An 18,529-nucleotide genomic window follows, 5' to 3' on the forward strand; every position below is an offset into this window, starting at 1 on the left:
GCAATTCCGGCCTGCACCATGGTTGCCTTATATATAAAGGGCGTAATTCGCAGGAAATTTTACCAGCTGTTGCGTAAATCGCTTGAAATGCCACGGCGTACCGGCTATCTCGCCCTTACCGGAGAGGTGGCCGAGTGGTCGAAGGCGCTCCCCTGCTAAGGGAGTAGACCTCATAAGGGTCTCGTGGGTTCGAATCCCATCCTCTCCGCCACGCGCTGTAGTCAGCGATCAATTCCTTCCCCAAATCACAGACGATATTGCCGCACTGAGCCGTTTCTCGGCGTTCATTTCAGTCCGCACACGACGAACAATTTTTGACGTTCTGAATCTCTAAAATCTCCAACGCATTGATATATAAAGATTTTCTGCGTTTCCTTCGATTCTTGACTGGAGGTCAGAAATGAACATCAAGAGCCTTCTTCTCGGCTCCGCTGCAGCTCTGGTTGCAGCTTCCGGCGCTCAGGCTGCCGACGCAATCGTCGCGCCAGAGCCCGAAGCCGTTGAATATGTTCGCGTTTGCGACGCATACGGCGCTGGCTACTTCTACATCCCAGGCACCGAAACCTGCCTGCGCATCCATGGTTACGTCCGTTACGACGTAAAGGGCGGCGACAATGTTTACACCGGCGAAGACCGTAAGGGCTGGGACAAGGGCGCTCGTTTCGCGCTCCGCACCTCGACCGCTTCGGAAACTGAATACGGTACGCTGAAGACCTATACGGAAACCCGCTTCAACTACGGCGCGGCCAATTCCCGTCACGACGGTTATTATGGCGGCTATCGGTTTGACGAAGATACCTTCTGGGGCGGTGTAGGCTCAGACGTTGCTCTTCAGTTCGCCTATATCGAGCTCGGCGGCCTGAAGGTCGGTATCGATGAGTCGGAATTCCAGACCTTCACCGGCTACCTCGGCGATGTCATCAACGATGACGTGGTCGCAGTTGGCGGCTATCGCACGGGCAAGATCTCGTACACCTTCACCGGTGGCAACGGCTTCTCGGCTGTGATCGCTCTCGAACAGGGTGACGACGGCTTCGTTATCGACGGCTACATGCCACACGTTGTCGGCGGCCTGAAATATGCAGGCGGCTGGGGTTCGATCGCCGGCGTCGTGGCTTACGACTCGGTCATCGAAGAGTGGGCCGCCAAGGTTCGCGGCGACGTCAACATTACCGACCGCTTCTCGCTCTGGCTGCAGGGTGCATATTCTTCGGAAGAATCTCCGTTGCAGATGTACGGCATGTGGGGCGGCGACTGGGCTGTCTGGGGTGGTCTGAAGTTCAAGGCAACCGACAAGGCCGTCTTCAACATTCAGGGCGCGCATGACGACTGGGGCAAGACCGCAGTTACGGCTAACGTTGCTTACCAACTGGTTCCTGGCTTCACCATTACGCCAGAAGTTTCCTACACCAAGTTCGGTGGCGAATACCGTGATCTCGTAGACAACGACAGCGCTTTCGGCGGCATGGTCCGTTTCCAGCGTTCGTTCTAATCAGTTCGAGCATGAAGCCAAAGACGCCAGCGGGAAACCGCTGGCGTCTGCAATCATAGAATCGTTGTTCACAGAGTTGTGAAACCACCCGCTTCGAAATGGGGATTTCGACCGGTGGCGATGAGGGAGTTACCGAGAAACAGAAAGATGGGGACAAACGGGGGGCCTGAAACAAGGATCGCACCATGTCTCTGCATAAAATTAGCCTACTTATCTTGTGCTTCTTTAATTATTCCATTAGTTGTGCAACCCGAGGAATGCCGGGGGGCGCAAAATGATAACTATTGGGGAAACGATAGTCGGATCAGGTGAGAAATATGCACCGGTTATCGACTACAATCTGAACTACGCATCCGACAGAAGCCAAAACCACAGGCTCGTAGAGAAATTTTCTATCGCCGAGCTGACGGGAAAATATATAAACATTCTGTGGGATGACGGCTCGCACAAGTATAATGTTAGGTCGTTTCTCGGTGAGATCGACGAAATTTTGAAGGGCGAACGCTTTTCAGGTTTCGATCAGGAAATGCTTGATTCCCTTATTGGCACGCTTCGTGAGCGCGGCAACAGCAATGCAACCATCAACAGAAAGATGGCTGCGCTGAGCAAGCTGCTGCGAAAGGCGCATAAAATGGGGGATATCTATAGTCTGCCGGAGTTCGTCCGACAGAAAGAACGGGTCGGGCGCATCCGTTTCCTCGAATATGAGGAAGAAAAGCGCTTGTTCGCGGCGATCAAATCGCGTTGCGAAGACAGTTTCCGTCTTGCAGTATTCCTTGTTGATTCTGGCTGCCGTCTCGGTGAGGCCATCGGTTTGACATGGAATGATTTGCAGGACCATCGCGTTACCTTCTGGCTCACCAAATCCAACAGAAGCCGTACCGTTCCACTCACCCGCCGCGCGGGAAAAGCGACGAAAATTGCGCATGAGCGCCTCAAAGGCCCGTTCTCAATGCTCAACCAAGTTCGGTTCCGCCATATCTGGAATGAAGCCAAGATGGAAGTCGGCCTGGGCACTGACGATCAGGTTGTACCGCATATTCTGCGCCACACCTGCGCTTCGCGTCTCGTTCGCGGTGGGATCGATATCCGCCGTGTGCAGATGTGGCTCGGCCATCAGACACTGCAAATGACCATGCGATATGCGCATCTGGCAACGCATGACCTCGATTCTTGTGTGAAAGTGCTGGAGATCCACTAGGGATTTCCGGCAGACGTCCGAAGCGGCGCTGCAAAGAAATCGGTATGCTGCCTGATTTCTGTTAAGCTTTGATGTGCTATTTGTTTAGCAAAAACAATTAGATAAATGATTGTTTACGCCGGCGCCCGTCGTTTGCGGATTTGTGAACTAACGCATTGTCTTTGGTCTTCAACGACTTCGCCTTTTCGCCACAGCGCTGGAAATGAAATCATTCACATCGAGTTCTATTCTCGTCTGCCGTTGCAGGTCGGGAAAGTAAGCGCACTTATTCAACTGAGCGGCACAAAAAAAATAGTCCTTACGGTCACACATTCTTCTTCATCCTTCGCTTCCGCCAGACACCCGTAGGACGAGTAGAACAACCGCGCCGGCTATCAATAAATTAGATTCTAAATGCTTTTGCTGGCTATTGTTTAAAACCCGCACCCGAAAGAGCTTCCCCCTCGCCTTCTGACTGCAGCAACGGCACCTGTTGAATAATCGGGATCGTTAGGGCTTGTCCGCCAACTGAAAGAGATGCGGTAGTCGCGTTGTGACTGTCGCTCATCCTGCACACCCTTCCATTTTCATAGCCAGCAAATGAGCCACCAAACGCGTTTTTCTCACCATTCTGGTGGAACAGGCGGACAGGTCTTGCTATGCCTGATCAACGGGAGGACGAACGGCCATGCGGTAGCAACGGCGGACTTTCGCCCGACCAAGCCGCCTTCAATGCCTGACGGAAAGCTGACTGGATATCGCCATGGGATCACCCCGCCTCACGCCGCTTGTGGAAAAGTTGCCTTCAACCGTGCCGTTTGTCGGCCCCGAAACGCTGGAATTGCAGCGCGGCAGACCTTTCAAGGCCCGCATTGGCGCTAATGAGAGCAGTTTCGGCCCAGCACCTTCGGTGATCGAAGCGATGCAGCGCGAGGCCGCAGAGGTCTGGAAATATGGCGACCCGGAGAATTACGAACTGCGCCATGCCATCGCCGCCCATCATGGCGTAAAAGCAGAGAATATCATGCCTGGTGCCGGTGTTGATGCTTTGCTTGGGCTGGTCGTTCGGCAATATGTTCGCGAAGGCGACAAGGTCATCAACTCGCTGGGCGGTTACCCGACCTTCAACTATCACGTGGCAGGTTATGGCGGCGCGTTGGTAACGGTTCCTTACCGCAATGACAAATCGGATCTGGACGGCCTGCTCGCCGCTGCAAAACGCGAAAATGCCGCCATCGTTTATGTCGCCAACCCCGACAACCCAATGGGAACCTGGCATGAAGGCGCCGATATTCAGTCATTCATCGATGGCGTTCCGGAAACAACGATGCTCATTCTGGATGAAGCCTATTGCGAAACGGGACCTGATTCGGCGTTTCCGCCTTTTGAAACGGACCGTCCGAATATTCTGCGCATGCGCACATTCTCCAAGGCCTATGGGCTGGCCGGGATTCGCTGCGGCTATGTCATCGGCAGCGCTGAAGCGATCCGTTCTTTCGATAAGATCCGTGACCATTTCGCCGTGAACCGTGTTGCACAGGCGGCAGCCATAGCGGCGCTGAAAGATCAGGCCTATCTCAAGGATGTTGTCGGCAAAATTCATGCCGGCCGTGATCGCATCGCAGCAATTGCCGCAGCCAACGGCCTGAGCGCCATTCCTTCGGCAACCAATTTTGTGGCCATTGATTGCGGTCACGACGCAGCGTTTGCCACCGCCATATTGAATGGCCTGATCGCGCGCGATGTTTTCGTGCGCAAACCGGGTGCGCCGGTTCTCGACCGCTGCATTCGTGTGAGTGTGGGGATCGAAGAACAGCTGGATGTTTTCGAAGCCGCCCTGCCCGGCGCACTGGAAGATGCCCGCCAGTCCATCAAAAGCACCGAAACCGTTTGAACAGCGAGCCAGCATGCTCAGTTTATTGAATAGCAGACCCCATAACGTTCTTTTCAGCACGCTTGGCGGACTGTGCGGCGCGCTAGCAATCGCAGCCTATGCCGGTGCGGCCCATGGCGGCGAAAATCATTTGGGCAGTATAGCACCCTTGCTTCTGGGGCACGCCCCGGCCCTGCTCGTGCTGGCCGTGACCGCGCCTGCAAGTCGCGCAGCCACAATCGGCGGCGCGCTTCTGATCGTCGGCCTCGCACTCTTCTGCGGCGATCTTTTTATGCGCGACATCACCGGCAATCGGCTCTTTCCCCTTGCCGCACCGGCAGGTGGAAGCCTTATGATCCTCGGATGGCTAAGCGTTGCGCTGACCGGCTGGTTTTCACGACAAAAATAAAGGGGCCTCACGGCCCCTTCTTCTTAAAGCGTGTCGCGTAAATATGACGGAACGCGACACGCTTTAAGTTTTTGTTTTTACGCATGTCTTTATCCCGAAACCGGTTCCCACTTTCGGGAGACATGCTTTAGATCAGGAATTGCCCTTGAGGCGTGCATTGCAAAGGCTGTAATAGCCGCCGCCCTTCTGCACCCACTTGAGGCCGCCAAGCGCATTGGCATCCTTCAATGCATGATATTGATCAAGGCAGGTGTGCATGCGCGCCTTGCCAGCCGATTCGCTCGAATATTTCGCGGAAACGGCGGTCGGGAACTTGACGCCCTTCGGTGCAGCAACCGTCGGTGCAGCAGGTTCGCTATTGCCATCCGTGCTAAGAGCAACCGGATCAGCACCGGCACCACACTCGGCCTTACGGAAATCATTCCACTTCACGCCATTATCCGTGCCTGCATCCTTCGCAGCCTGATACTTGGCGCTGCACTGCTTCATCGTCAGGCCCTTGGCGCTGTCGTCAGCCGCAGGAGCGGCAGTTTTTGCCGCCTTGGCGGCTGGCGCTGCGGCGGCGGGTGCCGCCGGGGCAGCAGCCGGTGCGGCGGCGGCATCGTCACCGCACTGTGCTTTGCGGAAGTCGTTCCACTTCAGATTGCCGAGCGTTCCGGCATCTTTGGCAGCCTGATACTTGGCGCTACATTCCTTCATCGTCAGCGCGCTTGCAGGCGACGAAAAGGTGAAAGCCGCTGCACCCATAATGATGGCGGTGCCTGCCAAAGCTGTGATGGTTCGAATGGACATTGCGTCACTCCCTATCGAATACGGCCCCTTGGATCGCGAGACACCGGATTGATGCTTCCCGACCAATCTCTTTTGCATATGCCAGAAATTTCATCTTTCTCCGCATATGCTGGAATTAAGAAGAAATCAGGCTCAACCTGTTGCTCCTGTTCATTCCTTTCCATGCCAACATTGCTCCCGGCGAAATTGACTGTCAATCGTTTGCTTAATATTACAGGTCCCGGCAATACAAATTTTCTAACGGTCATTTTCGGCCCGTTATGGTTGCCGCCTTCATAGTAACGACATAGTAACGTCATCAAATTGACCGTTTTCTATTTAAGCGGAAACTGCATTAAGGATGAGGAGAGATGATACAGCGGATCATGATCATCGGCGGCGCCGGTTCGGGAAAATCGACGCTGGCACGGGAGCTGGGTGAGCTTTTGCACCTTCCGGTCGTCCACATCGATACCATCTATTGGCAGCCCGGCTGGGTGATGCGTCCGCTCGATGAAATCGCCCGCCTGACGAACGAGGCGGCGGACGGCGATGCTTGGGTCTTTGAAGGCAATCACAGCCATACCATGCCCTATCGCGCGTCACGCGCCGATCTGCTCATCTTCCTCGACATCTCGACTGGTCGCCGTCTCTGGCGGGTTATCCGGCGCATCGCGAAATATCATGGCCGCACGCGACCGGATATGGGCGATGGCTGCCCGGAGCGTTTCGACTGGGATTTCATCAAATGGGTGGTCGATTATCGTAAAAATGGACGAATCCGTGCGCTCAAATTCGTGGAACAGGCCCCAAATCACCTGATAAAGCGTGTTTTACGCAGCCCCCGTGAAGTAGACACATTTCTCGACAGCATGCGCCGCGAAACAAAACAGAAGCAAACACTCGCCAAAATGTAGCGAGCCATTAAAGGAAGGCTTAAAATAGCAATATTGCAACTGATGCCAAGCGGCCTTCTCGCTGTTATATTCCGCAGGTCTCCCAAGACTTGACGCTCGTGTGCGATCATCGCAACAACGACCCCATCGGCACAGCGCAACCATCTGTTGAACGAGCGCCGGATTCCGTCCGGCTTTTGACCTTTTGAGCCGGTTTCCCGGCTCTTTCCGTTGGAGTCCGAACGTGGCCGATATCGCAGATAGCGCCGCTCCGCTTGCTGGCGCGCCCAGTGTCATGAACCTCGACCGTCATCGCCTTTATGAAGACGCCATGGCCATGCTCATCGGCACGTCATTCATCGCGCTCGGCATCAATCTTTACAGTCATGCAACATTGATGACCGGCAGCACAGCCGGTATTGCCCTTCTCATTCAATATGCGACGGGCACAAATTTCGGCCTGCTCTATTTCCTGATCAACCTGCCCTTTTATTATTTCGCCGTGCGGCGCATGGGGTGGCCATTCACACTCCGCACCTTCGTGGCAGTCGGTATGTTGTCGGGCTTTGCCTGGCTGATACCGCAAAGCGTCGATTTCAGTGCCGTCAATCCACTGTTTGCCGCGCTGATGGGCGGGACATTGATGGGAATGGGCGTGCTGGCGCTTTTCCGCCACCGCTCTGGCGTCGGCGGCGTCAACATTCTCGCGCTCTATCTTCAGGACGCATATGGAATTCGGGCGGGCTGGTTCCAGCTCGGCCTTGACCTTTTGATCATGCTGGCATCGCTGTTCTTCATCCCGTGGCAGAATATGGCGCTGTCACTGCTCGGCGCAGTGGCGATGAACCTCATCGTTGCAATCAATCACAAGCCGGGCCGCTATCTCGGCATGAGCTGACGCACAAAAGCCGCCTTCGAAGGCGGCTTTTTGTTTCCGGTTGTGACTTTCGCAGTATCAGTGCGTGGTCATCCATTCGCGCGCATCGCGAAGGGCTGCGGCCAGTTCAGACTTGCTCATGGTTGCGGCTACCTGATTGCGCATCCGTGCGGCCTTTTCATTGCCGCGAATGGCGGCGATGTTGAGCCACTTATGAGCTGCGACCACGTCGATCTCGCAATCACGACCGATTGCATATTTCATGCCCATTTCCAGAAGAATGCGGTCCTGCGATGCGATCTTTTGCTGCTGCGTAAAGCTCTGAAACTGTGCCATTTTTCTTTGTCCCTGTTAAATCCCGAGAACCGTCCGGTCTTTCTTTCGTGGCGGTTGTTACCGCTTTGAAACTGCCGTCTCTGTCGTTCCGTTCATGCTGTCGAGAATAGGGATCAGGGCTGAAATGCGCGTTAAACCAGATGCTTAACGTCTGACCAACAAAATCCCAACAAGGTGTAAACTTGGGATTCTGTTAAACATCCAAGTCTCGCGGATTGCTGGATTTTTTCGAAAAATCGATTCAAATCCGTTCGATGCATAGAAACCGGATGATAACCATAGGACAATCTCGGGTCAGGGGAATGGTGCATTCGGGTGTTTACACACGGCAAGAAATCCCCTCGCCTGACACTCTCACGAGTGCGAAAATTCCCCTTCCGCTCGCGCGAAATCTCGTTTACGTTTACGTTTGCGTAAAACATGACGATATGGGGAGAACACTGTCGTCATGGTGAGTGGCGTGAACTGAGGCCCGGTGATCAAACGGAGACCCAGGTTGCGGCGCCAGGGCAATGAATGAAGCGGCTTGCGCCACCGCCCGATGGAGGGACCGGCGCGCTTTGGGAGGAATGAATGATCCGCACTCTTATTCTTGGAATGACACTTGCAGCCAGCTTGGCCGCGCCCGCTTTGGCGGAGGAAGGCATTGTGGGCAGCTGGAAGCGCCCGAACGGCACCATCATCAGCTATGCGGCCTGCGGCGGCAACAAATTCTGCGGCACGGTGATGACCGGCGAATACAAGGGCAAGTCCATCGGCACCATGTCGGGCACGGATGGCAACTACAAGGGCGAGGTGAACAAGCTTGACGAAGGCAAGACCTATACGGGCAAAGCATCCGTCAAGGGCAACACGCTCTCACTGTCGGGCTGCGTGCTTGGCGGCCTGATCTGCAAGAGCGAAAGCCTGACGCGCCAATAATCGCCGACAACAGTTTCCAAACGAAAAGGGCGGCCTGAACAGCCGCCCTTTTTACAATCGCTTGTTTAACGTGCCTTCTGGCCGAAGAGAATTTTCTGCGCTTCCTTGTCGTTGGCGAGATTGGATTTTTCGCGCTCTTCCTTCCCGACAACCAGACCACGCGCGACAGCCGGACGCGCATTCATGGTTTCATGCCAGCGCTTCAGATTCGGGAAATCATCGAGGTTCTGCTCGTAATTCTTGAAAGCATTCACCCAGCCAATGCTGGCCATGTCGGCGATGGAATATTCGCCTGCGATATAATCCTTGCCTTCGAGCTGACGATTGAGCACGCCATAGAGTCGGTTGACCTCATTGGTGTAACGGTCAATGCCGTACTGCACCTTTTCCGGCGCATAGAGACGGAAGTGCCCCGCCTGACCCGACATCGGACCCAGTCCGCCCATCTGCCACATCAGCCATTCTTCCACGGCCACGCGCTTGCGTTCATCCGTGGGATAAAACTTGCCGAACTTGCGTCCGAGATACTGGAGAATGGCGCCGGATTCGAAAACCGAGATCGGCTCGCCGCCCGGCCCTTCGGGATCGATGATCGCCGGCATGCGATTGTTCGGGGCAATCTTCAAAAAGTCCGGTTTGAACTGATCACCCTTGCCGATATTGACATATTTGACCTCGTAGGGAACCCCAAGTTCCTCCAGCATGATGCTGATTTTGACGCCGTTCGGCGTTGGCCAATAGTACAGCTCGATGGGCTTTGTCTGTTCAACCATGGGCTTTCCTCCAACTCGTTCGAGAGTGCGCGGCAGATGCTTCCCGCATTCTCCGCTTTCCAATGATGGGAAACATAAGACCCATTTCGACAGGCACAAGACCAATGCGGCGCATTTAAGGGAACATCAATATTTTTGAACCGCGCATGAACGGCGGCCTCAGCAGCGGTTCAGGCACACGCGCTAAACTGGGCAGCAACAAGGACAGATTTCAACCTTCGGGGGCTTTCATGTTGTTGAGGCGCTTGACGATTACATGGCTGCTCATCGTCGGACTGGCGATTGTCGCTGGCCTGTTCGCTGACAGGAAACACGACACTTACCGCGACAAGACGGTCTTTGGCCCGCTGGCTTCCGTCCAGACCAAGCCGGGACAACGGCCATGATCGCCAACATCCGCTCCACGGCAGGGATAGCCCTGCGAGTATTCCTCTTCACCGCGATTTTCACCGGCCCGGCGGCGACCTTTGCCTATACACAAATTGGTCAGCACACCAAGATGAGCGGCATCGGGCTTGTGCTTTATGTCAGCCTGCAGCGAACCGTATAAACTGCTTCATTTTATGGTCATGGACTCTGCTATACTAGGCCATGACACAGCGAATCGAACAACCATTTCTCAATGAAATCAAAACACCGTCGCCGGTCGATCCGGAGGTGTTTACCGATGCCAGTGCGGCGGTTGCCGCCCTGCAAAAGCTTTACGAGCGCAATACGGGTTTTCTGCGCGATGCTTTCGAGAAAGTTGCGCGCGGTGAAATTCCGGCGCAGCGATACCGCGCCTTCTACCCCGAGATTTGCCTTTCCACATCGAGCTTCGCGCATGTGGATTCGCGTCTGGCCTATGGCCATGTTTCTACGCCGGGCGATTATTCCGCCACCATCACCCGACCCGATCTGTTCGATCATTATCTGAATGAACAGATCCGCCTGTTGATGCGCAATCACGGCGTGACGGTGACGGTGCGCGAATCATCCACACCGATTCCGATCCATTTTGCCTTCATGGAAGGCACCTATGTGGAGGCCTCGGTCGCCAGCGCCTTTCAGCATCCGCTGCGCGATCTGTTCGACGTGCCGGATCTGGCGGCCACCGACGACAAGATCGTCAATGCCGATTTCGAGCCAGCGCCCGGCGAACCGATGCCGCTTGCGCCCTTCACGGCACAGCGCATCGACTATTCGCTGCACCGGCTGGCACATTACACGGCGACCAGCCCGGCGCATTTCCAGAACTTCGTGCTCTTCACCAACTACCAGTTCTACATGGATGAGTTCTGCGCCTACGCCCGCGATTTGATGGCGCAAGGTGGCGGCGGTTATGAACAATTCGTGGAACCGGGCAACCTGATTACCCGTGCGGGCGAAACCGCGCCGAGCAGCGGCACCCCACTGGGACGCCTGCCGCAGATGCCCGCCTATCACCTGCAGCGCTCCGACCATTCCGGCATCACCATGGTCAATATCGGCGTCGGGCCTTCCAACGCCAAGACGATCACCGACCATATCGCCGTGCTGCGTCCGCATGCTTGGCTGATGCTTGGCCATTGCGCTGGCCTGCGCAACAGCCAGCAGCTCGGCGATTATGTGCTGGCCCACGCTTATATGCGTGAGGATCACGTTCTCGACGATGACCTGCCGGTCTGGGTTCCCCTGCCCGCGCTGGCGGAAATTCAGGTCGCGCTGGAAGAGGCGGTTGAAGAAATCACCGGCCTCGAAGGCTACGATCTCAAGCGCATCATGCGCACCGGCACCGTCGCCACCATCGACAATCGCAACTGGGAACTGCGCGACCAGCGCGGCCCGGTGCAGCGTCTTTCGCAGGCGCGCGCTGTTGCGCTCGACATGGAATCGGCCACCATCGCCGCCAACGGCTTTCGCTTCCGCGTGCCCTACGGCACCCTGCTCTGCGTCTCCGACAAGCCGCTGCATGGCGAGTTGAAGCTCCCGGGCATGGCCACCGAGTTCTACAAGCGGCAAGTGGCGCAGCACCTGCGCATCGGCATTCGTGCGGTGGAAAAAATCGCCGCCATGCCGGATGAAAGGCTGCATTCGCGCAAGCTCAGAAGCTTCTACGAGACGGCGTTCCAGTAGAAGGCAATAGGGCAGTAAGGCAGTAGGACAATATGTTGGTTGGCGACAACTGGCGCTCTTAACATACTGCCTTATTCCCCTACTCCCTTCCCTCCACCTTCCATCATCACGCCGTATTCCATCCCTAAAGGCATCTCATGTCGAAAAGCCGTGAGAATATCCCCTTCCTGTTGCTGCTTGCCGCCGTGGCGGTATCCGTCCCGCTCGTGCTGGGATTTCTCGGCGCGGTCCATCCGGCGCTCGATACATTTTCGCATTTTCGGGCGCATCTGGTGGTTCTGATGATCGTGCTGGCCCTGCCGCTGCTGTTCACCAAAATGCGGCGCGAAGGCGCGATGCTGCTGCTATTCGCCATCATGGCGCTCAGCACCACACTCGGCATGGCGCGTGATTTTCTGAGCGGCTCGGCGGGTGCGACGACGGCCCAAACAACGGGGCCGCGCTATAGCCTCGTTCAGATCAATCTGCGTGAGGATAATCCGGAGCCAAAGCGCATCTTGCAGATGATCGCCCGCGAAAAGCCGGACATCATCACCTATCAGGAAGCCAGCGAGCAGTGGACGCAATGGCTCGATATTCTTCAGGCGACCTATCCCTATCGCCTGCACTGCCGGAAAGACCCGCGAACCTGGGGCGTGGGTATTCTGTCCCGCCGTCCCTTCGTTGAAGGCGGTAAGCCTGTATGTATCGGTGACGGCGTGCTCGCCATCGCCCCCGTCGATCTCGGCGGCACGTATATCAACGTGGCGTCGCTGCATTTTTCATGGCCGTGGCCGCGCTGGCAGCCCTATCAGCTTGGCTTCATAGAACCGGGCCTGAAAGAATTGGCCGGGCCGACGATCATCACTGGCGATCTGAACGCCGTGGCGTGGAGCAACACCGTGCGCCGGGTCGAAGCTGCATCGAAAACGACACATATGACAGGCATCGGGGGTAGCTGGTTCCCCTCCTTCCTACCGGTGTCGCTGGCGCCTTATCTCGGCCTGCCCATCGACCAGGTTTTCACAAGCTCCGACATTGTTTCGCCCAAGGTTGCAGCCCGCGAAGACGCCGGTTCGGATCACCTGCCCGTTCGGCTGGACTTCTCCGTGCCAGCCCCCGTGCGCCCGGACGAAGACGAACCGGAAACGCAGTCCGTTATGCTTCAATAGAAAAAGGCGGTCTCGGACCGCCTTTTCGCATCACATGTTCACATAGACCGGTCCTTCGCCGCCTTGTGGCGGCACCCAGTTGATGTTCTGGTTCGGATCCTTGATGTCGCAAGTCTTGCAGTGCACGCAGTTCTGCGCGTTGATGACGAAACGAACATCCCTAGCGCTCGGGTCGGCAGCCGAATTACCGTCCTTGTCTACCCATTCATAGACGCCTGCCGGGCAATAGCGCGTCGATGGGCCAGCGAAAACATCGTGTTCCGACGTCGTCTGCAACTGCATGTCGCGGACTTGCAGATGGATCGGTTCGTTCTCGTCATGATTGGTGTTCGACAGGAACACCGACGACAGACGGTCGAAAGTCAAAACACCATCCGACTTCGGATAGTCGATCTTCTTGTGCTTTGCCGCCGGTTCGAGCGACTGCGCGTCGTTCTTGCCATGCTTGAGCGTGCCGAAGAACGAGAAACCGAACAGCTGGTTGGTCCACATGTCGAGACCGCCCAGAGCAACGCCGACTACCGTGCCGAACTTCGACCACAGCGGCTTGACGTTGCGGACCTTCTTCAGATCCTTGCCGATCAGGCTGGAACGCCAGCTGTTTTCGATCTCGACCGGCTCGTCATTGGCGCGACCGGCTGCGATGGCTTCCGCCAGCTTGTCGGCGGCAAGAATGCCGGACAGAACCGCATTGTGGCTGCCCTTGATGCGCGGCACGTTTACAAAACCTGCCGAGCAACCGATCAGCGCGCCGCCCGGGAAGGATAGTTTCGGCACCGACTGGAAGCCGCCTTCGGTGATGGCGCGTGCGCCATAGGACAGGCGCTTGCCGCCTTCGAAGACATCCCGGATCGCCGGATGCGTCTTGAAACGCTGGAATTCTTCAAACGGCGACAGATACGGGTTCTTGTAGTTGAGATGCAGCACAAAGCCGACCGCAACCATATTGTCTTCAAGATGATAGAGGAACGAACCGCCGCCGGTCTTCATGTCGAGCGGCCAGCCGAACGAGTGCTGCACCAGTCCCGGCTTGTGCTTGGACGGGTCAACCTGCCACAATTCCTTGAGGCCGATACCATATTTGCCCGGTTCCCGGCCTTCATCCAGCTTGAACTTCGAGATCAGCTGCTTGGCCAGCGAACCCCGCGCGCCCTCGCCGATCAGCGTGTATTTGCCGAGCAGCGCCATGCCGCGCGTATAGTTCGGCCCATGCGTGCCGTCGCGCTCGACGCCCATGTCGCCGGTGGCAACACCGATGACCGCGCCTTCGTCATTGTAGAGAACTTCGGTTGCGGCAAAGCCCGGATAGATTTCAACGCCCAGTTCTTCCGCCTTCGTGCCAAGCCAGCGGCAGACATTGCCGAGCGACACGATGTAATTGCCGTGATTGTTCATCAAAGGCGGCATGGCGAAGTTTGGCAAACGCACGGAACCCGCAGGCCCCAGCAACAGGAAATGATCGTCCGTCACCGGCGTCTTGAAAGGATGCCCCTCATCGTCGCGCCAATCCGGCAGAAGCTGGTCGATGCCCACCGGATCGACAACCGCGCCCGACAAGATATGCGCACCGACTTCCCCACCCTTTTCAAGGACCACGACGGAAAGCTCTGGATTGACCTGCTTCAGGCGGATCGCCGCTGCCAGACCCGCAGGGCCCGCGCCGACGATCACAACGTCAAATTCCATGCTCTCGCGTTCTGGAAGCTCCTGGTTCGCATGTTCTGGGGCTTCGGACATTCATCCCTCCGTTCGGTATGACATCGCCGTTTCACTACGATAGTGTCGATGATGCATCCAATTGTTTTTACGCATAAACCACTTGTGAATACCCATCAACCAGCGCATTGGCCAGTATTGGATGGCATTCGGTAGGATTTACCTGTTCCCGTCATTCGCCTTAACCTCTTACAGAGTTGGCCACCGTCGCAAATGCGTCCAATTGTCCAAAATCGGCGTCTGACCGCGTTTAATCATATTTACTTTGACGTAAACGTCAATTTCAATTGTTTGAAATCGGCGCGCCGGATTTTTTGTCGCGACCGGAGTGGTTTTCACCTCCCCGGCAAGCTTCCAGTGGTTAGCACTACAGTTGCAAATTCGTCACGCCGCGGTGAAACGAGGGATTTTCGAGCACCGGAGCACAGGAAATTGCTCGTTGCAGACCGGCATCACGAAGAATGCAACTGTAGTGTTAGTCGGCGGTTTGATCGTGAAAAGCGCGACGCGCTCTTGCATTCGCGGTCAAAATTCGCCACCTCATCTATTGAGGTACAAAATGACTGATGGCCGCGAGATACTGGATATGGAAGGCTTGCTCCGCTTCTATGCGGAAGCGGGCGTTGACATGCCGCTCTCGGAAACGCCGATTGACCGCTTTGCCGAGCCACTGCGTGCGCCCGCCGCACCACGACCGGACATGCAGGCTGCAGAGCGCCCTCGGCCGCCACAGCAGCAGCCCAACCAGCAAAGCCGTGCGCAAAACTGGCAACAACCCTCGCCCGCCGCAACCCCCTCGCCGGAAAGCAGACCTGTCCAAGCCGCGGCCGATGTGCCCGATACGGCCCAGATCGCTCTGGCCCGTGAGGCGGCGGCGCAAGCTGCGACATTGGACGAACTGCGCGAGAAGCTTGCGGCCTTTGACGGCTGCAATTTGAAATTCACCGCGAAGAACCTTTGCTTTGCCGATGGCGATCCTTTCTCCGACATTATGTTCATCGGCGAAGCGCCGGGACGGGATGAGGATATGGAAGGGCTGCCTTTCGTCGGCAAATCCGGCCAGCTTCTCAACCGGATGATCGAATCCATCGGTCTCAAGCGTGAAAGCGTTTATATCGCCAATACGATCCCCTGGCGTCCGCCGGGCAATCGCACGCCGACGCCGCTGGAAACCGAGCTTTGCCGCCCGTTCATCGAACGGCAGATCGAGCTTGCCGCGCCGAAAATACTTGTCGCGCTCGGCGGCCCGGCAGGCAAGGCGCTGACCGGCGCAACCGAGGGCATATTGCGGCTTCGCGGCAATTGGAAACTTCATCGCACGCCGTCGGGCATGGAAATTCCGGTTCTGCCGACATTGCATCCCGCCTATCTTCTGCGCACACCGGCACAGAAGCGTTTTGCCTGGCGTGACTTTCTGTCCGTAAAGTTGAAATTAGACGAATTACGCAATTGATATTCCGGCCTTTCGGTGTCATCGCCTCGCTTAGAGCGCGTTTCGATCTGATTGGATCAGATCGGCGCTCTAATTGTTTGTTTTAACGCGCATCTTTTCCGAAAACCGTTTCACACTTTTCGGGATGCGCTCATCAGAGCAATGCTTGTCACCAACATGCCGCAAACTTGTTCTATTTCGCCGCTTGCCAAAGCGCCAGACGGCGACAAGTAGCTTTAAAATCCAGACTTTTCCTTTCGGAGTACTTTATGGCTGGCCAGCTCCTGCCCATCGCCGCCCTGCTTGCAAGCACGTTCCTGATGCTGCTTGCCGGTGGGCTCGCGGGTATTCTTCTGCCGCTGCGCGGCGGAATGGAAGGCTGGTCCACCACGACGATCGGCTGGATGGGCACAAGCTATTCGCTGGCCTTCACCATCGGCTGCATCGTCGTGCCGCATCTGGTGCGGCGCGTCGGTCATGTGCGCGTGTTTTCCGCCCTACTGACATTGCTGTCGATGGCGCTGTTGTTTCATGCGCTCGTGGTCAGCCCGGTGGCCTGGATGATCTTTCGCGGCGTCGCGGGCTTTTCGCTCGCAGGCAGCTATATGATTATCGAAAGCTGGCTGAACGAGCGCGTGACCAATGAATCGCGCGGGCGCATTTTTTCGATCTATATGATCATCACCATGCTCGGCCTGATGTGCGGACAATATATTCTGCCCTTCGGCGATGCGATGACCCAGACGCTGTTCATCATCTGCGCGATCATCTATGCCAGCGCCCTGCTGCCGACTGCGCTGTCCAGCGCCCAGTCGCCAAACCCGCTCACACAGGTTTCGCTCGATATCAAGGGGCTTTACCGCCGTTCGCCCGCGGCTGCCGTCGGCTCGCTGATTGCCGGCATCGTCGCCGGTACGTGGAACTTTCTTGCCGCGATCTATGGCGAAATGAACGGTCTTTCGACCTTCGGCATTGCGACCATGCTGGCCTGCGCCATGATCGGCGGTGCAATCTTCCAGTATCCGCTCGGTCGCGCTTCCGACTTCGTGGACCGGCGTTATGTCATGGTGCTGGCCGGTATCGTCGGCTTCGCCTTGTCGATGGTCATGGTGCTGTTTCACCCGACCGCGCCCTATGCGATTTACGCGATGATGTTCCTGTTCGGCTCGGTGATCTATCCGATCTACAGCCTCAATGTCGCGCATGCCAATGACTATGCCGACGCCAGCGAATTCGTCAAAATCTCCGGCGGATTGCTGATCATCTACGGTGTGGGCAGCGTTGTGGGCCCCGCGCTTTCCGGTCCGCTGATGGATGCCATCGGCCCTTCCGGATTCTTCGTGACCATGGCCATCGCGTTTGGCGTTTACGGCCTGCATGCCTTCTGGCGCATTCGCAGGCTGCAACGCCCGGCGATCAGCGAACAGAAAACCGAGTACAAGTTCCACACGCCAGACGGCCAGTCCACGCCGGAAACCATGCAGCTTGATCCGCGCTCTGAAGGACCGCAGGAAACGACGAGCTGATCTTTACTGCCCCTGCGGCGCGTTGACCTTATGCGGTTCGAGCGCGAGCTTGTGTTCGCGATAGATGATGAAACCCCCAGCCGCCATAACGATGACGCTGCCAACGAGCATTTCCAGCGTCGGCACATCGCCAAACAGCAGAAAGCCGATAAACAGGCCAAGCAGCATCGACGTATATTCAAATGGCGCGATGGTGGACATCGGCGCATGCCGGTAGCATTCGGTCAGCAAAATCTGCGCGATACCGCCCGCAAAACCGGCACCGACAAGCAGAGCCAGTTGCGTCCAACTGGGCACGACCCAGCCAAAAGGCAGGCTGACCAGCGCAATGACGCTTGCCGAGAGCGAAAAATAGATCACGATTGTTGCCGTGCGTTCTGTCTGCACCAGACGCCGCACCAGCAGCATGGCGATGGCGGATGTAAAAGCCGCGCCCAATGCGGCCAACGCTCCAATCGCCTCATCCTGGCCGACATTGCCTTGCGAAAACAGTGTCATTCGCGGCCAGATAATCACCAGCACGCCGAACAGGCCGACCAGCACCGCGCTCCAGCGATAAAACCGCACGACTTCATGCAGAATGATCGCGCTGAGAATCACCGTGATCAGCGGCGAGGCATAATTGATGGCGATTGCTTCGGGCAGCGGCAGTTTCATCAGTGCAAAGAAGCTCATCGTCATGGAACAGACACCGACCAGCCCCCGCCAGAAATGGCTGAAACCGTGCTGCGTTCGAAACGCGCCGGAAAGCTGCCCGCGCCATTGCAGATAGAGCAGAACGGCAATCACCGCGAAAAAGGACCGGAAGAAAATCAACTGCCCGAGCGGCACGCCATCAGCGGCCTTGAGCATTGTGGACATGCCCACGAAGACGGCAACGGAAGCAATCTTGAGACCGATACCGAGCATCGGATTTGAATCAAGCCCTGCCGCCTCAACAGCTGCGCTCGCATGAGCGTTCACGATGCAATTCCCCGCATATACCGCGTAAAACTTGCGGCCAAAGAGTATGATCACATTGTTTTCTTATGCCTGTTTGCCATGAACTGCCAGTGATAGCGTTGGGTTCGGCAAATTTATTT

Annotated in this window: 18 protein-coding genes and 1 tRNA gene; 14 read left to right on the top strand and 5 right to left on the bottom strand. The window is 56.5% G+C overall.

Translation table 11 applies throughout. The features are described from left to right. Window positions 1-120 precede the first annotated feature (120 nt). From JAU75_RS03970 to JAU75_RS03990, 5 genes are all read left to right on the top strand, one after another. Window positions 121-211 (top strand) — tRNA-Ser (locus tag JAU75_RS03970). 189 nt (window positions 212-400) lie between these two features. Further along, a complete protein-coding gene (locus tag JAU75_RS03975) occupies window positions 401-1,492 on the top strand; it encodes a porin (RefSeq protein ID WP_199054732.1) in 1,092 nt (363 codons plus the stop codon). Between the two features lie 274 nt (window positions 1,493-1,766). After that, entirely contained in the window at window positions 1,767-2,693 is a 927-nt protein-coding gene (locus JAU75_RS03980) for a site-specific integrase (protein WP_199054733.1), read from the top strand. A 742-nt stretch (window positions 2,694-3,435) separates the two neighbouring features. After that, a complete protein-coding gene (locus JAU75_RS03985; RefSeq protein WP_199054734.1) occupies window positions 3,436-4,566 on the top strand; it encodes a pyridoxal phosphate-dependent aminotransferase in 1,131 nt (376 codons plus the stop codon). A gap of 13 nt (window positions 4,567-4,579) precedes the next feature. Continuing rightward, a complete protein-coding gene (locus JAU75_RS03990; protein ID WP_199054735.1) occupies window positions 4,580-4,954 on the top strand; it encodes a DUF423 domain-containing protein in 375 nt (124 codons plus the stop codon). Between the two features lie 132 nt (window positions 4,955-5,086). Here JAU75_RS03990 and JAU75_RS03995 read toward each other — a convergent pair whose 3' ends face one another. Further along, window positions 5,087-5,746: an antifreeze protein gene (locus JAU75_RS03995; RefSeq protein ID WP_199054737.1), complete on the bottom strand. Its 660-nt coding sequence runs from the start codon at window positions 5,744-5,746 to the stop codon at window positions 5,087-5,089. A gap of 350 nt (window positions 5,747-6,096) precedes the next feature. Here JAU75_RS03995 and JAU75_RS04000 point away from each other — a divergent pair, with 350 nt between their 5' ends. Together JAU75_RS04000 and JAU75_RS04005 are read left to right on the top strand one after the other, a co-directional pair. Beyond that, on the top strand, window positions 6,097-6,642 hold the full coding sequence (locus JAU75_RS04000; RefSeq protein ID WP_199054739.1) for a DNA topology modulation protein FlaR: 546 nt from the start codon (window positions 6,097-6,099) through the stop codon (window positions 6,640-6,642). A gap of 223 nt (window positions 6,643-6,865) precedes the next feature. After that, on the top strand, window positions 6,866-7,519 hold the full coding sequence (locus JAU75_RS04005) for a YitT family protein (RefSeq protein ID WP_199054741.1): 654 nt from the start codon (window positions 6,866-6,868) through the stop codon (window positions 7,517-7,519). Between the two features lie 57 nt (window positions 7,520-7,576). On the opposite strand, the gene JAU75_RS04010 is transcribed toward JAU75_RS04005, so the two are convergent. Further along, the gene (locus JAU75_RS04010; RefSeq protein WP_199054742.1) at window positions 7,577-7,834 is read right to left on the bottom strand and encodes a sel1 repeat family protein; all 258 of its coding nucleotides are present in this window, start codon (window positions 7,832-7,834) and stop codon (window positions 7,577-7,579) included. Window positions 7,835-8,407: 573 nt separating this feature from the next. On the opposite strand from JAU75_RS04010, the gene JAU75_RS04015 reads away from it, so the two are divergent. Continuing rightward, window positions 8,408-8,755, top strand: coding sequence for a DUF2147 domain-containing protein (locus JAU75_RS04015; RefSeq protein WP_199054744.1), 348 nt, complete (start codon window positions 8,408-8,410; stop codon window positions 8,753-8,755). Window positions 8,756-8,820: 65 nt separating this feature from the next. Here the strand turns inward: JAU75_RS04015 and JAU75_RS04020 are convergent, their stop codons facing one another. Then, window positions 8,821-9,528 (bottom strand): glutathione binding-like protein, encoded by a 708-nt coding sequence (locus JAU75_RS04020; protein ID WP_199054746.1) that lies wholly within the window; start codon window positions 9,526-9,528, stop codon window positions 8,821-8,823. A 230-nt stretch (window positions 9,529-9,758) separates the two neighbouring features. On the opposite strand from JAU75_RS04020, the gene JAU75_RS04025 reads away from it, so the two are divergent. From JAU75_RS04025 to JAU75_RS04040, 4 genes are all read left to right on the top strand, one after another. Next, window positions 9,759-9,914 carry a hypothetical protein gene (locus tag JAU75_RS04025; protein ID WP_199054748.1) on the top strand — a complete coding sequence of 52 codons (156 nt, stop codon included), beginning with the start codon at window positions 9,759-9,761 and terminating at the stop codon, window positions 9,912-9,914. Next, window positions 9,911-10,078, top strand: coding sequence for a hypothetical protein (locus JAU75_RS04030; protein WP_199054750.1), 168 nt, complete (start codon window positions 9,911-9,913; stop codon window positions 10,076-10,078). The genes JAU75_RS04025 and JAU75_RS04030 overlap by 4 nt, the downstream gene beginning before the upstream one ends. A gap of 41 nt (window positions 10,079-10,119) precedes the next feature. Continuing rightward, window positions 10,120-11,622 (top strand): AMP nucleosidase, encoded by a 1,503-nt coding sequence (locus tag JAU75_RS04035; protein ID WP_199054759.1) that lies wholly within the window; start codon window positions 10,120-10,122, stop codon window positions 11,620-11,622. Between the two features lie 137 nt (window positions 11,623-11,759). Next, the gene (locus JAU75_RS04040) at window positions 11,760-12,773 is read left to right on the top strand and encodes an endonuclease/exonuclease/phosphatase family protein (protein WP_199054766.1); all 1,014 of its coding nucleotides are present in this window, start codon (window positions 11,760-11,762) and stop codon (window positions 12,771-12,773) included. A gap of 30 nt (window positions 12,774-12,803) precedes the next feature. Here JAU75_RS04040 and JAU75_RS04045 read toward each other — a convergent pair whose 3' ends face one another. Beyond that, on the bottom strand, window positions 12,804-14,510 hold the full coding sequence (locus tag JAU75_RS04045; RefSeq protein ID WP_199054768.1) for an electron transfer flavoprotein-ubiquinone oxidoreductase: 1,707 nt from the start codon (window positions 14,508-14,510) through the stop codon (window positions 12,804-12,806). A gap of 538 nt (window positions 14,511-15,048) precedes the next feature. Between JAU75_RS04045 and JAU75_RS04050 the strand changes: the two genes are divergently transcribed. Together JAU75_RS04050 and JAU75_RS04055 are read left to right on the top strand one after the other, a co-directional pair. Next, a complete protein-coding gene (locus tag JAU75_RS04050) occupies window positions 15,049-15,942 on the top strand; it encodes a uracil-DNA glycosylase (protein WP_199054770.1) in 894 nt (297 codons plus the stop codon). 248 nt (window positions 15,943-16,190) lie between these two features. After that, window positions 16,191-17,447 carry an MFS transporter gene (locus JAU75_RS04055; RefSeq protein WP_199054771.1) on the top strand — a complete coding sequence of 419 codons (1,257 nt, stop codon included), beginning with the start codon at window positions 16,191-16,193 and terminating at the stop codon, window positions 17,445-17,447. A 3-nt stretch (window positions 17,448-17,450) separates the two neighbouring features. Here the strand turns inward: JAU75_RS04055 and JAU75_RS04060 are convergent, their stop codons facing one another. Next, the gene (locus JAU75_RS04060) at window positions 17,451-18,410 is read right to left on the bottom strand and encodes a DMT family transporter (RefSeq protein ID WP_199054772.1); all 960 of its coding nucleotides are present in this window, start codon (window positions 18,408-18,410) and stop codon (window positions 17,451-17,453) included. Between the last annotated feature and the right edge of the window lie 119 nt (window positions 18,411-18,529).

The sequence above is a fragment of the Ochrobactrum sp. Q0168 genome (assembly GCF_016427605.1).
In the GTDB taxonomy this organism is placed as follows: Bacteria; Pseudomonadota; Alphaproteobacteria; order Rhizobiales; family Rhizobiaceae; genus Brucella.

What these genes read in the sequence shown, in the direction of transcription:
- JAU75_RS03985 (WP_199054734.1), top strand. Translation starts at nt 3,436, where the DNA reads ATGGGATCACCCCGCCTCACGCCGCTTGTGGAAAAGTTGCCTTCAACC.
- JAU75_RS04030 (WP_199054750.1), top strand. Translation starts at nt 9,911, where the DNA reads ATGATCGCCAACATCCGCTCCACGGCAGGGATAGCCCTGCGAGTATTC.
- JAU75_RS03990 (WP_199054735.1), top strand. Translation starts at nt 4,580, where the DNA reads ATGCTCAGTTTATTGAATAGCAGACCCCATAACGTTCTTTTCAGCACG.
- JAU75_RS04000 (WP_199054739.1), top strand. Translation starts at nt 6,097, where the DNA reads ATGATACAGCGGATCATGATCATCGGCGGCGCCGGTTCGGGAAAATCG.
- JAU75_RS04055 (WP_199054771.1), top strand. Translation starts at nt 16,191, where the DNA reads ATGGCTGGCCAGCTCCTGCCCATCGCCGCCCTGCTTGCAAGCACGTTC.
- JAU75_RS03980 (WP_199054733.1), top strand. Translation starts at nt 1,767, where the DNA reads ATGATAACTATTGGGGAAACGATAGTCGGATCAGGTGAGAAATATGCA.
- JAU75_RS04035 (WP_199054759.1), top strand. Translation starts at nt 10,120, where the DNA reads ATGACACAGCGAATCGAACAACCATTTCTCAATGAAATCAAAACACCG.
- JAU75_RS04025 (WP_199054748.1), top strand. Translation starts at nt 9,759, where the DNA reads ATGTTGTTGAGGCGCTTGACGATTACATGGCTGCTCATCGTCGGACTG.
- JAU75_RS04050 (WP_199054770.1), top strand. Translation starts at nt 15,049, where the DNA reads ATGACTGATGGCCGCGAGATACTGGATATGGAAGGCTTGCTCCGCTTC.
- JAU75_RS03995 (WP_199054737.1), bottom strand. Translation starts at nt 5,746, where the DNA reads ATGTCCATTCGAACCATCACAGCTTTGGCAGGCACCGCCATCATTATG.
- JAU75_RS04010 (WP_199054742.1), bottom strand. Translation starts at nt 7,834, where the DNA reads ATGGCACAGTTTCAGAGCTTTACGCAGCAGCAAAAGATCGCATCGCAG.
- JAU75_RS04045 (WP_199054768.1), bottom strand. Translation starts at nt 14,510, where the DNA reads ATGTCCGAAGCCCCAGAACATGCGAACCAGGAGCTTCCAGAACGCGAG.
- JAU75_RS04015 (WP_199054744.1), top strand. Translation starts at nt 8,408, where the DNA reads ATGATCCGCACTCTTATTCTTGGAATGACACTTGCAGCCAGCTTGGCC.
- JAU75_RS04040 (WP_199054766.1), top strand. Translation starts at nt 11,760, where the DNA reads ATGTCGAAAAGCCGTGAGAATATCCCCTTCCTGTTGCTGCTTGCCGCC.
- JAU75_RS04020 (WP_199054746.1), bottom strand. Translation starts at nt 9,528, where the DNA reads ATGGTTGAACAGACAAAGCCCATCGAGCTGTACTATTGGCCAACGCCG.
- JAU75_RS03975 (WP_199054732.1), top strand. Translation starts at nt 401, where the DNA reads ATGAACATCAAGAGCCTTCTTCTCGGCTCCGCTGCAGCTCTGGTTGCA.